The sequence below is a fragment of the Streptomyces sp. NPDC056835 genome (assembly GCF_042789485.1).
Classification (GTDB): domain Bacteria; phylum Actinomycetota; class Actinomycetes; order Streptomycetales; family Streptomycetaceae; genus Streptomyces.
Map to the genome: position 1 here is coordinate 253,768 of NZ_JBHUBB010000003.1, position 13,694 is coordinate 267,461.

The 13,694-nt window shown below is 70.8% G+C and carries 9 protein-coding genes; 3 read left to right on the forward strand and 6 right to left on the reverse strand.

What is annotated here, in order from left to right; genetic code table 11:
- Positions 1–13 precede the first annotated feature (13 nt).
- Both ACFRMN_RS05585 and ACFRMN_RS05590 read right to left on the reverse strand, forming a co-directional pair.
- Positions 14–712 carry a beta-glucanase gene (locus tag ACFRMN_RS05585; protein ID WP_383013643.1) on the reverse strand — a complete coding sequence of 233 codons (699 nt, stop codon included), beginning with the start codon at positions 710–712 and terminating at the stop codon, positions 14–16.
- Positions 713–831: 119 nt separating this feature from the next.
- On the reverse strand, positions 832–1,464 hold the full coding sequence (locus ACFRMN_RS05590; protein WP_383013645.1) for a DUF6629 family protein: 633 nt from the start codon (positions 1,462–1,464) through the stop codon (positions 832–834).
- A gap of 337 nt (positions 1,465–1,801) precedes the next feature.
- Between ACFRMN_RS05590 and ACFRMN_RS05595 the strand changes: the two genes are divergently transcribed.
- On the forward strand, positions 1,802–2,005 hold the full coding sequence (locus tag ACFRMN_RS05595) for a cold-shock protein (protein WP_014061102.1): 204 nt from the start codon (positions 1,802–1,804) through the stop codon (positions 2,003–2,005).
- Between the two features lie 272 nt (positions 2,006–2,277).
- Entirely contained in the window at positions 2,278–3,831 is a 1,554-nt protein-coding gene (locus ACFRMN_RS05600) for a DEAD/DEAH box helicase (RefSeq protein WP_383013648.1), read from the forward strand.
- Positions 3,832–3,945: 114 nt separating this feature from the next.
- Here the strand turns inward: ACFRMN_RS05600 and ACFRMN_RS05605 are convergent, their stop codons facing one another.
- The 4 genes from ACFRMN_RS05605 to ACFRMN_RS05620 form a co-directional block, all read right to left on the reverse strand.
- A complete protein-coding gene (locus tag ACFRMN_RS05605) occupies positions 3,946–4,323 on the reverse strand; it encodes a hypothetical protein (RefSeq protein WP_383013651.1) in 378 nt (125 codons plus the stop codon).
- Between the two features lie 75 nt (positions 4,324–4,398).
- Positions 4,399–4,707: an SCO5918 family protein gene (locus tag ACFRMN_RS05610; RefSeq protein ID WP_383013654.1), complete on the reverse strand. Its 309-nt coding sequence runs from the start codon at positions 4,705–4,707 to the stop codon at positions 4,399–4,401.
- 87 nt (positions 4,708–4,794) lie between these two features.
- The gene (locus ACFRMN_RS05615) at positions 4,795–6,324 is read right to left on the reverse strand and encodes a DUF6056 family protein (protein ID WP_383013657.1); all 1,530 of its coding nucleotides are present in this window, start codon (positions 6,322–6,324) and stop codon (positions 4,795–4,797) included.
- A gap of 100 nt (positions 6,325–6,424) precedes the next feature.
- Positions 6,425–7,417 carry a glycosyltransferase family 2 protein gene (locus tag ACFRMN_RS05620; protein WP_383013660.1) on the reverse strand — a complete coding sequence of 331 codons (993 nt, stop codon included), beginning with the start codon at positions 7,415–7,417 and terminating at the stop codon, positions 6,425–6,427.
- A 702-nt stretch (positions 7,418–8,119) separates the two neighbouring features.
- Between ACFRMN_RS05620 and ACFRMN_RS05625 the strand changes: the two genes are divergently transcribed.
- Positions 8,120–13,694 (forward strand): beta-ketoacyl synthase N-terminal-like domain-containing protein (locus ACFRMN_RS05625; protein WP_383013663.1); only part of this gene is annotated, 5,575 nt, incomplete at its 3' end.

Below are 13,694 nucleotides of genomic sequence, written 5' to 3' on the forward strand. Positions count from 1 at the left end.
CCCGCATGTCGGTTCAGCCGCGGGCGCCGTACACCCGCAGGTAGTCGACCCGGTACGACATGGCGGTCACCCCCGGCCGCGGGGCGGGGTGGTACCGGCCGGCGCAGACGGAGAGATTGACGATGAGATGGGCCCGCCAGTCGCGGCCCACGCCCCTGCCATCGGCGAAGACGCGCCGGCCGTTGACCCACCAGACGACGGTCCTGGACCGGAACTCCACCTTCAGCTCCACCCGGGCGCCGGGGCCGATCGCCGGGTGGGTGTAGTAGCGCTCGCTGCCCCGCACATGGTTCGACAGCTCCAGCAGATGGGGGTTGTCCGGGTGGTACTCGAAGATGTCGATCTCGTTCCCGCCGTCCAGCCAGGTCCAGATCGCGGGCCACGCGCCGGTCTCGGTGGGCAGCTGTACGCGCGTCTCCAGCACGTCGCCGGTGCGGATGGTGAACTCCTCGGGGCTGCCCTCGGTGGTCAGCAGCCCCGCGTTCCAGTAGCCGTCGGAGCGCGACGTCGCCCGGAAGACGCCACCGCGGCTGTACTCCGCGTCGGGTACGAGATGATCGAGCTTGTTGTCTCCCGGATTGGTCGGCCCGCCGTCGGGATACGCCCACGAGCGCCCCGCGACCCACTGCTCAGTGGAGGAGAAGTCGGCGGTGAAGCGTGGCGTACGGGGTGGACGCGGCGTAAGGGCCGGGTCGGGCGTACCGCTGCTCATGACGTCCCTCCCGAGACCCGGGCCACGCGGCGACCGCCGGAGCCCTCTCATGTTAGGGATCCTGGCCGGGCGCGCGGGTGGACGTACCGCGTGGGCGGAGGCGGTCCTTTGTTCGTATGTCAGCCCGTGCGTGGCCGGTGGACCGCCGGGAGGCGCCGGGTCCATACGAGGACCAGGACGGACGCCACCGCCGCGAGGGCGCACCAGGTGGAGATGAACTCCAGCCGCCAGAGCGCCGCGCACAGCACCGCTCCGTACCCGACGACCAGGCCGAGCAGCCGTACCGCCGGATCGCCGCTCATGAGCAGGGCGCCGACCGTGGCCAGGAGATAGGCCACCACGAACAGCGGGGTGTGCGGGAGACCGAGCGCGTACCCCACGGTGTGGCCGCGGATCTCGGCCGTCACCGTCCGATGGATGAGGAAGTACGACAGCGCCGCCGCGGTGCCGAGCCCGATCGCGGCCGGGATCATCAGCCGGCGCCTCGCCCGGGGCGGCGCGGCGAGCAGGACGGCGAACGGCACCCACACCGCCAGTACGGGCAGCGCGATCACGGCCCAGGCGAGGGTGGCCGGGCCCGCGCCGCCGCCCGAGCGCCACACGACCGATTCGATGATCTGGTGGGCGCCCAGGAGCAGCGGCAGCGCGGCGAGCGGTAGATCACGGGCCCTGTGGACGCGCGCCATACAGGCCACGCCGACCGCGGTGATACCGGCGCCCGCCACAAGATCGGCTGTCGCACTCCAGCACACCCGTACCACGGTACGCGGCGGCCCGTTTCCCGCCCGGCCGGCCGCGCGGCGCCAATATCTGTGGTCGCTGACGCAGAAATCAGCTTGATGAGTGATGAAGATTTGTGGCACGGCGGGCGGAGTGATAATGCCCGCTGTGCCCGGCAGCTCGCGCCGTGCTACTGTTGATCTCAGTTGCAGTTGTGGTTCCCAAAGACTTCAAGTGCTCTTACCGGCTTTATGTGCCGGTGGGTGCGCTTTTGTATTTCCGGGCATTCTCCGGACGGGGTAATCATCGCGGCGACGTGAGGTGCGCACAGTGCGGACCTCCGGGCTATATGCCCCGAAGGAGATCAACATGGCCAGTGGCACCGTCAAGTGGTTCAACGCGGAAAAGGGTTTCGGCTTCATCGAGCAGGACGGCGGCGGCGCCGACGTCTTCGCCCACTACTCGAACATCGCCGCCCAGGGCTTCCGCGAGCTGCAGGAGGGCCAGAAGGTGAACTTCGACGTCACGCAGGGCCAGAAGGGCCCGCAGGCGGAGAACATCGTTCCCGCCTGACGCTGAATTCTGACGTAGCTGGGGTCCGCACCTGGAAAGGCGGGCCCCAGCTCGTTGTTTTCCATGTTCTCCCGTTTTTCCCATGTTTTCCCAAGCTTTTCACAGAGCCCGTTCCATGCGCCATGACGGTGCCCGGAACGCGACGCACGGTTCCGGCTGTTTTCCGCCCCGGCGCGGCTCTGGTCTCTGTATGTATCGGCTCGTTCTTGCGATTCTTTGCGCGGATTTTTTGCCGAGAATTCTCGATACGTGCCCATCGAGAAAGGTTCTGAATGAACCGCGCAGCACGTACGAACGACCGTTACTCCCGAACCCGTACGGGCGGCTCCGCCGGCTCCGGCCGGGGCAGCCGCTTCGGCTCGGGTGCCGCCGGCCGCTCCGGCTCCCAGGGACGCTCCGGAGCCCCGGGCCGTTCCGGTGGTGGCTCCGCGCGGCGCCCCGCCGCGCTGAAGGGTGAGTTCGCCCTCCCGGTCACCCTCACCCCGGCCCTGCCCGCGGTCACGGCCTTCGCCGATCTGGACATGCCGTCCGAACTGCTCAAGACGCTCACCGGCCTGGGGGTCAACGAGCCGTTCCCGATCCAGGCGGCCACGCTGCCCAACTCGCTGGCCGGCCGGGACGTTCTCGGCCGCGGGCGTACCGGCTCCGGCAAGACCCTCGCCTTCGGCCTGGCGCTGCTGGCCCGTACCGCCGGACAGCGCGCCCAGCCCAAGCAGCCGCTGGCGCTGATCCTCGTTCCGACCAGGGAGCTGGCCCAGCAGGTCACCGACGCGCTCACCCCGTACGCCCGGTCGCTGAAACTGCGGCTGGCCACGGTCGTCGGCGGTATGTCGATCGGCCGGCAGTCCAGCGCGCTGCGCGGCGGCACGGAGATCGTCGTCGCCACCCCGGGACGGCTCAAGGACCTCATCGACCGCGGCGACTGCAGGCTGGACCGGGTCGCCATCACGGTGCTCGACGAGGCCGACCAGATGGCCGACATGGGATTCATGCCCCAGGTCACCGCGCTGCTCGACCAGGTGCGCACCGAGGGCCAGCGGATGCTGTTCTCCGCCACCCTCGACCGCAATGTCGACCTCCTGGTCCGCCGCTATCTCCACGACCCGGTGGTCCACTCCGTCGACCCGTCCGCGGGCGCGGTCACCACGATGGAGCACCACGTACTCCACGTACACGGCGCCGACAAGTACGCCACCACCACCGAGATCGCGGCGCGCGACGGCCGGGTGCTGATGTTCCTGGACACCAAGCACGCCGTCGACCGGCTCACCGAGCATCTGCTGAACAGCGGCGTGCGCGCCGCCGCGCTGCACGGCGGCAAGTCCCAGCCCCAGCGCACCCGTACCCTCGCGCAGTTCAAGACCGGCCATGTCACGGTGCTGGTGGCCACCAATGTGGCGGCCCGCGGCATTCACATCGACAATCTCGACCTCGTCGTCAATGTCGACCCGCCCAGCGACCACAAGGACTATCTGCACCGGGGCGGGCGCACCGCACGGGCCGGCGAGTCCGGCAGTGTCGTCACGCTGGTCCTGCCGAACCAGCGGCGCGAGATGAGCCGGCTGATGGCTGACGCGGGCATCACCCCGCGGACCGCCCAGGTCCGCTCGGGCGAGGCCGAACTGAGCCGCATCACGGGTGCCCAGGCGCCCTCGGGCGTTCCGGTCACGATCACCGCGCCGGTCGCCGAGCGGGCCAAGCGCGGCCCCTCCCAGGCCCGTGGCCGTGGTCGCGGGGGCCAGGGCCGCCGCACCTCCGCCGGCTCCGCGTCCAAGGCACGCACCGGTGGCGCGCAGCGCCAGTCACCCCGTAACGGCACGGCCTGAGCCAGGGGCCGACACAGCGGAGGAGCCCCGGTACCGAGTTGGTACCGGGGCTCCTCCGCTGTGGTGTGCCGTACCGATACGGCCCAAGAGGGTTCGGAGGGGGAGGGGACGGTCTCAGCCGTCGGAGTAGCTGAGGTCTCCCACCGTCCAGGCGTTCACATCCCCGATGGCGATGCGGTACATGCCGCCGGTCTCCGGGATCCCGAGACTTCCCTGGAGGATTCGGGCGACATGGAAATGCAGATGGGTGGGCGGCTCGTCCGGCCGTGGTGAGCGGGTATCCGCGCCGGCCGGTCCGAAGACGGCGGCGAACGGTCCCAGCCGCTCGGAGTCCTCCAGGACCTCGGCGACCCGCTCCCTCCACACAACTTCCGGCGCCAGCCGTCCTGTGATGACGGCGCCCTGGACGACCACGGTGAGGGACATCTGATTGCTTTGCTCGGACTCCACGGTGGTGGCGATGTCAACAAGCAGATGATCAGGCTTCGACATGGGCGCCGACTCTACTACGCGGGCGGCGCCCTGAGTGAGTGTACGAAACGCCGCCCGCGGCCCGTCCGGCGTGTATCAGTCCCGCACGCCGGGGCCGAGCAGCGCCGACGCGGTTTCGAGCGGGGTGAGCGGCTCCGGAGCGACGGGAGCCGGGACGGCGTGGCAGGTGAAGCCGAGCCGCGTCAGTGCCCTGGTCACCTCGGAGGAGGTGAAATCGCGGCGGTCCTGCCGTGTGATGACTTCCCCCACCTGCTTGACGGGGTAGGCACGGCGGCCGATGACCACGGATTCGCCGGTGATGGGTTCGGGCTTGATGCCCTTCATCGCCTGCTGCACCTCGCTCTTGACCAGTTCGAAGGGGAAGCGGGCGATGACGCAGCGCATAGTGCCTCGGGGGGAAGAAGGGGACGTGCGGAGACTTCAGCATCCCACACGAACCGGTGCCGGGGGTGCCGGTGACGGGCGGCGGGATCAGGGAAGCCTCTCCGTATAGGTGATCCGCTTCAGGTGGTAGTAGTCGGCGACACAGCGGGCCGGCCAGACCCTGCTTCCCCTGCCCCCGAACGGCTCACCCATCCCGCTGACGGACAGCGGCTTGTACGGGAGGACCCGCGCGCCGCGCGCCGCCCGCTCCCGCAGCCACTGGTCCTGGTGGTCCCACTTCTCGGCCCGTACGCGCATGTTCTCGCCCAACTCCCCGAGCGGAAAGGCGAGTCCGACGCACACCGCGACGCACATCGCCGCCCCGGCGGCTGTCGCGACGACGCCCGTACGCCCCGTACTCCCCGTGTGCCTTCGCAGCGCCCGCCCCAGGAGTGCTCCGGCGACCACCAGGAGCGCGACATACAGCAGGAGGTAGTCGTTCCAGGTCCGGTGCGCGGTCACCACATGCGATCCGAAGAGTGGGTACGTGATGACCGTGCAGAGGTATCCGGCGACCAGGAACGTGACGGTGCCGGCGCCCAGCAGGAAGAGCGGGCGGCACGGCAGCAGCACCGGCGCGCGCCCTTCCCGGTTCCCGGTCAGCAGCGCCAGCAGCACACCGGCCGCGAGGGCGCCCAGATACTGCCAGGTGGTGAGCAGGGACCCGAGGATGTCCAGGTACCCGTCCAGCGAGTCCGCCAGCGATTCGGGCGCGAACATCGAGGCGGTGCCCGCGTCGAACCGCTGACGGCGGTTGCGCGATCCGGGGGAGGTGAGCAGCAGCAGTGTGCCGATCCCGATCCCGGCCACACCGGCCAGACACCAGACGCGTGCCTGGGCCCGTACGCGGGGGGCGAGGATCCGGCGGTTGAGCAGCAGCAGGGCCGTGAGCACGACCAGCGCGACGACCGATGTCTCCTCCGAGAGCGTGCCGAGGAAGGCGCCCGCGACGAGCGCGGAGGCCACCGCGACGACGCGTCCCCGGCGCGATCCGGCCCACAGCAGGGGGACCGTCGCGGCGGACGCCAGTACCGGTGCGACGGTGTGCGAGACGGAGGAGGCGGGCCAGTAGAACGTCTTGTACGTGTTGAGGCTCGCGAAGAGAAACACCACCGTCACCATCGACGCCACGAACAGTGGTACCCCGCGCGGCGCGGTCCGGCCCGCCAGGCGCAGCAGCAGTACGGTCACGGCCCACAGCAGCCCCAGCATCACCACACCACTGACCAGGCCGAACCACTGGTGGCCCGCGACGCCGAACTTCGCGTACAGCCCGACCAGCAGGCCGTTGCCGAGCCGTCCGTTGTCCGTGAAGTAGAACTTCCCGACCAGCGCCGCGATGCCGTGATCGCGCACGCTGGGCAGGAAACACCACTCGTCCGCGCTGGGACGTACATGGCGGCCGAGCCAGAAGGCCGACCCGAGAAGGCCCAGTGGCAGTGTCAGCAGGCCCAGTACCCCGTATCCCGTCCATGAACGTGCGGAGGGTGCGGATGGCCCGCGGCCGTTCTCCCGCTCCCGCCCGGTTCTGTCGCCCGGCTGTTCCGGGATGATGACGCTTGACGCGCCCGCGGCCATCTACACCACTGCCTTTCGAGAGGGGACGGGGCTTTCGGGGCTTCGGAGAGCGGGCGGGGACGTTCCGTTTCCGGCGGGATCGCGGCCGGCCGCCGGTGCCTTATCGCTCCGAACGGGCTTGTCCCACGGAAGCCGCCGACGGCGCACCGGACGGAAAGGGCGTACGCGTCGAGTCCGTTTCCCGGACCACATAGTGCGGACGGCGCTTCGCCTCGTGGTAAATCCGCCCGACGTATTCGCCGATGACACCGAGCGTGGCGAGCTGAATTCCGCTCAGCGCCACGATGGCGGTCATGAGGGTCGTATAGCCAGGCGCGTCCACACCGTTCAGGGCGACATTCGCGATGATCCACAGCGCGTAGACGAGCGCGGAGAGAAAGAGCCAGAGGCCGGTATGGATGGCGAGACGCAACGGGCGGCTGTTGAAGGAGAGCAGCCCGTCGATGCCGTAGTTGAGCAGATTCCGGCCGCCCCATTTCGAGGTGCCGGCCGCGCGCTTGACATTCCGGTAGGTGAAACTCGCCGTGTCGAAGCCGATCCAGGAGAAGATTCCCTTGGAGAACCTGTTGCTCTCCGGCAGGGACAGCACGCTGTTCACCGCATGGCGCGAGAGCAGTCTGAAATCACCTGCCCCGTCCACGACATGGACATCCATACAGCGCCGCACCAGCCGGTAGTAGACCCTGCTGAGCGCGGTGCGCAGGGCGCTCTCGCCCGCCCGGTCGCGCTGCGCCACGACCTGGTCGTAGCCGTGCCGGTGCAGCTCCAGCATGCGGGGCACCAGCTCCGGGGGGTGCTGGAGATCCGCGTCCATGAGCACGACCGCGTCGCCCCGGGACATGCGCAGCCCCGCGAGCATGGCGGCTTCCTTGCCGAAGTTGCGGCTGAAGGAGGTGTAGCGGACGCGCGGGTCCGCCGCCGCCAGCTCGCTGAGCTGTCTTCTGGTTCCGTCCGCGCTGCCGTCGTCCACGTAGCAGATCTCTAAAGTCCGCCGGGTCGGTTCGAGGGCGGCGAGCAGAGCGGTGTGAAAGGTACCGAGCACCTCGCTCTCGTTGAAACACGGTACGACAATGGAAATCTGAGGGGTTGTCATCTCACTCCACATACCCGTGGTGGGGCGGGAAGGAATGGTCACCGAAAGGGAACGGGTCGCGAGGGGAAACCGTTGATCTACGGTGCTGTTCATGGTGTTGAGGGGGCGTTACCCGGTCCTGCCCGTACGGTTTCCGGAGCTGTCACGGAAAAGGGGTACGAGCGCGTGGGGACGTGTATGTCAGCGGGTGCCGGCCGGCGGGCATATGGGCAGGAAGAGCTGTGATGGAACGTTCCTCACTCTTCTTCCTCCGGTTCACGCCGCGTTCACTGATGCGGTGGCAACTATAAGATTTATCTATCTCCTGCTCAAGCGTCACGACGGCATGGCGCCCAGCCAGCTGAAGCGTTTCTGCAACACCGTCACGCCGTGTAGGCATGCCCGGCGGACTATGGAAAGCGAGACCCGCGTACTGTGATGTGCGGCACAGTCGACGGCCCGGAGACAGATCCTGCATTTCATGGGCATGACAGGCCGATATCGCACACGTGATCCGCGGATTGCGGCCCCGGGAAGACGTCCGATTGCTGCCCCCTCGCGAGGGTTCTTCGGCTACGGAGTGTGTGGGCCGACGGCGATGTGTAACTCGTCGCTCACTGTGACGAGTTGACCCCTGGGAGGCAAGGCCAGTTAACTACCGGCCAGTCAACCTCCATGGTCTGCCCCCCACGGTCAACCCCCCACTTCGATCCGGGAGACTTCATGCGGATGCCGGAATCCGTCGCGTCCATTGAGTCCTCACTGCCTCAGTCGGTCATCGCCGTCAACCCGCTGCACCGCTCGTCGCCACGGCTGACGGCCGCCGCGGCGCGTGCGGGTGCGCTCAGTGTGCTGGAGCTTCCCACCGGAGACCCGAGGAGCGTCGCCGACACACTCGACCGCACCCTGCGCTGGTCGTCGCTGCCGTTCGGTGTGCGGATACGGCCGGGCTGCACGGTCACCGCGGCGGATCTGCCCGAGCCGGTGGACACCGTGCTGCTGGCGGACCCCGGGCGCACACCGGGGGAGTTCGCCGGCCGCCGGGTCCTGGTGGAGGTGACCGATCCGGCGGGCGCGCGGCAGGCCGCCGCGGCCGGGGCGGCCGGGCTGATCGTGCGCGGTGCGGAAAGCGGTGGCAGGGCGGGTGAGCTGAGTACGTTCGTCCTGCTCCAGCGAGTGCTGGCGGACCCGGACATCGTGCTGCCGGTCTGGGCATGGGGTGGCATCGGGCCACACACGGCCGCCGCCGCTGTCGCGGGAGGCGCGGCGGGTGTCGTACTCGACACCCAGCTCGCGCTGTTCGACGAGGCGGGCCTGCCCGCGGAGCTCACCGGCGCGCTCACCGGACTCGACGGCTCCGAGACCGTGCTGCACCACGGGACGCGGGTGCTGCGCCGCCGTGGCCCCGGCGCCCCCGAACTCCCCGCCGATCCAGCCGAGTTCGCGGCCAGGGTCGGCAGTGACGACCTGCGCGCCCAGTTCCTGCCGGTCGGTCAGGACGCCTTCCTCGCGGCCTCCTTCGCCCGGCGCTGGAAGTCGGTGGGCGACGCGATACGCGGCGTCAGGGCGGCGATATCCGCGGCCGTCGAGGACGACCTGCCCGCCGCCGCGCTGGCCGCGGGCTCGCCGGGCGCACGGGCGCTCGGCACCCAATTCCCCATCGCCCAGGGGCCGATGACCCGGGTCAGCGACGAGCCCGAGTTCGCCGCCGCCGTCGCGGCCGGGGGCGGCCTGCCGTTCCTGGCGCTGGCACTCGCGAACGCGGACCGCACCCGGACGATGCTGGAGCGCACCCGCGACGCCCTCGGCGACGCCCCCTGGGGAGTCGGTGTGCTCGGGTTCGCGGACGAGGAGATCCGATCCGCTCAGCTGGAGGTCGTACGGGAGCTGAGGCCGACGCACGCGATCATCGCGGGCGGCAGGCCGGCCCAGGCCGCCGCCCTGGAGGCGGAGGGCATCGCCACCTTCCTCCATGTGCCCTCCCCGGGGCTGCTGCGGCAGTTCCTCGCGGCCGGCGCGCGCCGGTTCATCTTCGAGGGCGCCGAGTGCGGCGGGCATGTCGGACCGCGCAACAGCTTCCCGCTGTGGGAGGCGCAGACCGAGGTCCTGCTCGACTTCCTGGCCGAGACCGGTGACGAGACCGCCGCCGAGCTGACCGTGCTGTTCGCCGGCGGCATCCACGACGCGCGCTCCGCCGCGATGGCGGCGGCCCTCGCCGCCCCGCTGACCCGCGCGGGAGCCGCGTTCGGCGTACTGATGGGCACCGCGTACCTCTTCACCGAGGAGGCGGTCGCCGCCGGTGCCATCCAGCCGCTCTTCCAGCGCCGTATCGTCGCCGCCGAGCGGACCGACCTGCTGGAGACCGCCCCCGGGCACGCCACCCGCTGCGCCCACAGCGCCATCACCGACGACTTCGCGCACCTCAAGGCCGAACTGCGCGAACAGGGCGTGCCCGACCGGGAGATCTGGGAACAGCTGGAGCGGTTCAACGTCGGCAGGCTCCGGCTCGCCAGCAAGGGCATCGAGCGGATCGGCGACGAGCTGCGGCCGGTCGACGAGACACGCCAGTCCGACGAGGGCATGTTCATGGCGGGGGAGGTCTGCGTCCTGCGCGAGTCCGTCACCACCGTCGCGGCGCTCCACGAGTCCGTCTCCGACGGGGCCGCCGGATGGCTGCGCTCCCGGGCCGCCGGACTGCGCACCGCACTCGGCCTCGACCGGGTGGACGAGGACGCGGAGCGCGCCCCCGAGCCGCTGCGGATCGCCGTGGTGGGCATGGCCGGCATGTTCCCCGGCGCCCCCGACCTCGCTGAGTTCTGGGCCAACATCCTGGCGGGGAAGGACTGCGTCACCGAGGTCCCGGCCCACCGCTGGGACGCGGAGCGGTACTACGCGCCGGACGGCGACGGCGAGCGCACCCCCTCCCGCTGGGGCGGATTCCTGCCCGAGATCCCCTTCGACCCGCTGCGCTACGGCATCCCGCCGGCCTCGCTGGCCAGCATCGAACCCGTACAGCTGCTCGCGCTGGAGGCCGCGCGGCGCGCGCTCGCGGACGCCGGCTACGACGGCGCGGACACCGATCACGCCCGTACCTCCGTGGTGTTCGGCGCGGAGGCGGGCAGCGATCTGTCCAACGCGACGACCCTGCGCACGGTGCTGCCCGGCTACGTCGGCACGATCCCGTCCGCCCTCGACGAGCAGCTGCCCCGGCTGACCGAGGACTCCTTCCCCGGGATGCTCGCCAATGTCATCGCGGGCCGGATCGCCAACCGGCTCGACCTCGGCGGCGCCAACTACACCGTCGACGCGGCCTGCGCGTCCTCGCTCACCGCCGTGGACGTGGCCTGCAAGGAACTGGTCACCGGCACCAGCGATCTGGTGCTCTGCGGCGGCGCCGACCTGCACAACGGCATCAACGACTATCTGCTGTTCTCCTCCGTGCACGCGCTCTCCCCGACCGGCCGCTCCGCCACCTTCGACGGCGCCGCCGACGGCATCGCGCTCGGCGAGGGCGTGGCCTGCGTGGCGCTCAAGCGGCTGGCCGACGCCGAGCGTGACGGAGACCGGATCTACGCCGTGATCGACGGCGTCGGCAGCGCCAGCGACGGACGGGCGCTCGGTCTGACTGCGCCCCGCCCGGCGGGCCAGCGCTCCGCGCTCACCCGCGCCTACCGCAACGCCGGTGTGTCCCCCGCCGATGTCGGTCTGATCGAGGCCCACGGCACCGGCACCGTCGTCGGTGACCGCACCGAACTCGCCACGCTGACCGAGGTGTTCACCGAAGCGGGAGCCGAGCCGGCCGGCTGCGCGGTCGGCTCGGTGAAGTCCCAGATCGGCCACACCAAGTGCGCGGCGGGACTCGCCGGACTGATCAAGACCACGCTGGCCCTCTACCACGGAGTGAAACCGCCGACCCTGCATGTCCGCGAACCCAACGCGGCCTGGGACGGTGACAGCAGCCCGTTCGTCTTCCACACCGCCGCCCGGCCGTGGGCCGCGGAGCCCGCGGACCGAATCGCGGGAGTGAGCGCTTTCGGATTCGGCGGCACGAATTTCCATGTCGTTCTACGCGCGTATGACCAGGCGCCGCCCGCCCATGCGCTGGACACCTGGCCCGCGGAGCTGTTCACGTTCCGTGGCCGGGACGCCGCCGCGGCGCGCCGCGCGGCCCGTGCGCTGCTCGACCTGATCCAGCGCGGAGGCGACTGGCGGCTGCGTGACTACGCGCGTCACGCCGCCCACCGCGCCGACCAGGCCGCGGTACGTGGCGAGCCGGTACGGATCGCCGTGGTGGCCCAGAGCCTCGCGGCGCTGCCCGAGCTGCTGCGCGGGGCCGCCGACGGGGAGCACGATCCGGAGGCCGGGCTGCATGTCCGCGACGACATCGCGACCGACGACACGGGCACCGATCGCACCGCGACCGACGGCACGGGCGCCGACGGGGAGGGTCCCGGAAAGCTGGCCTTCCTCTTCCCCGGACAGGGCAGCCAGCGCCCCGGCATGCTCGCCGAACTCTTCGTAACCTTCCCCGAGTTGCAGCGCTATCTCCAGCTCGGCGCGCGCTGGGCGGACGCGCTGTACCCGCCGGCCGCCTTCGACGAGGAGACCAAGGCCGGCCAGCTGGCCCGGATCACCGACACCGCCGTCGCCCAGCCCGCGCTCGGTGTGGTCGAACTCGCCGCTGCCGAACTGCTGGCCTCGGTCGGCGTACGCCCGGCCATGGCCGCGGGCCACAGCTACGGCGAACTGGTCGCGCTCGGCGTGGCCGGGGCGCTCGCACCCCAGGACGTCCTCACCGCGAGCGCCGCCCGCGCCGAGGCGATCCTCGCCCACGTGGCGGACGGTGACGCCGGCACGATGGCGGCCGTCACCGCCACCGTCGAGCAGGTGGAGGAAGTGCTGCGGCTGGCCGGTCTCGCCGAGGACGTCGTCGCCGCCAACCGCAACGCGCCCCGGCAGACCGTCATCTCGGGACCCACCGAGCCGATGGCCGCCGCTGTGACCCATCTGCGGGACGCCGGGCACTCGGCGAAACCGCTCCAGGTGGCCTGTGCCTTCCACAGCCCCCTGCTGGCCGGCGCGGGCGACGCCTTCGCCGACCGTCTGGAGTCCATGACCGTCTACCCGACCACCTTCGACGTCTGGGCCAATCGCACGGCCGAGTCGTATCCGGCGGAGCCCGCGGCGATCCGGGCCGGTCTCGCCGCGCAGATCGGCGCGCCCGTCCGGTTCACCGAGCAGATCGAGGCCATGTACGCGGCGGGCGCCCGGGTCTTCGCCGAGGTGGGTCCCGGCCGCGTACTGAGCAGGCTGGTCTCCGCCGTCCTCGGCGACCGCCCGCACCGCACGATCCCGCTCGACGGCGGCCGGGGCGCCGGACTGACCGGCTTCCTCACCGCCCTGGCCCGGCTCGCCGTCAGCGGAGCCGATGTCCGCACCGGCCGGCTCTTCCAGGGACGCGACGCGGTCGACCCCGGGACCGCGGTCCTCGAGCGCACCGCCGGCTGGACGGTGGACGGCCAGCTCGTCCGTCTCGCCGACGGCACCATCCCCACCAACGCCCTGCACCCCGCCAGACCCGTTACGGAGCTGATCGTGCCGGAGAACTACGCCCCCCACGGCGCCGCGGCGTCCGGTCCCGACGCACTCGTCGCCGAATTCCTGCGCACCAGCCGGGACCTGGTGGCGGCGCAGCGAGACGTCATGCTGAGCTATCTCGGCGGCCCCGCGGCCGTCCCGGCGGACCGGCCGCCCGTCTACGCCGCCGCGCCACAGCTGTCCGCCCCCGCCGAGCTGCCCGCGCCCGTCCCGGCGACCGCCGTCGTCACCACCGCCGCTCCGGCGCCCGCTCCTGCCGCTGTTCGGCCGGTGCTGGACCGTGCTGCGGTGCTTGACGCGGTGTTGGCGGTGGTGGCGGAGCGTACGGGTTATCCGGTGGACATGATCGAGCCTGATCTTGATCTGGAAGCGGATCTGAGTGTGGACTCGATCAAGCGGACGGAGATCGCGGGTGAGTTGGCGGTCAGGCTGGGGCTGCCGGTCGATGGCGGCGCGGAGCTGGATGGGCTGAGCGCGGCCCGTACCGCCGCCGGGATCGCCGGACTGCTCACCACGAAGGTCGCCGAACTGCCCGCGCCCGCGTCCGCCGCCGCCGTTGAGCCTCCCGCCGCCGGTCCGGTGCTGGACCGTGCGGCGGTGCTTGGCGCGGTGTTGGCGGTGGTGGCGGAGCGTACGGGTTATCCGGTGGACATGATCGAGCCTGATCTTGATCTGGAAGCGGATCTGAGTGTGGACTCGA

Bases quoted from the DNA above. Each gene is read 5' to 3' on its own strand.
- ACFRMN_RS05585 (WP_383013643.1), bottom strand. From the start codon at position 712: ATGAGCAGCGGTACGCCCGACCCGGCCCTTACGCCGCGTCCACCCCGT.
- ACFRMN_RS05595 (WP_014061102.1), top strand. From the start codon at position 1,802: ATGGCCAGTGGCACCGTCAAGTGGTTCAACGCGGAAAAGGGTTTCGGC.
- ACFRMN_RS05600 (WP_383013648.1), top strand. From the start codon at position 2,278: ATGAACCGCGCAGCACGTACGAACGACCGTTACTCCCGAACCCGTACG.
- ACFRMN_RS05605 (WP_383013651.1), bottom strand. From the start codon at position 4,323: ATGTCGAAGCCTGATCATCTGCTTGTTGACATCGCCACCACCGTGGAG.
- ACFRMN_RS05610 (WP_383013654.1), bottom strand. From the start codon at position 4,707: ATGCGCTGCGTCATCGCCCGCTTCCCCTTCGAACTGGTCAAGAGCGAG.
- ACFRMN_RS05615 (WP_383013657.1), bottom strand. From the start codon at position 6,324: ATGGCCGCGGGCGCGTCAAGCGTCATCATCCCGGAACAGCCGGGCGAC.
- ACFRMN_RS05620 (WP_383013660.1), bottom strand. From the start codon at position 7,417: ATGACAACCCCTCAGATTTCCATTGTCGTACCGTGTTTCAACGAGAGC.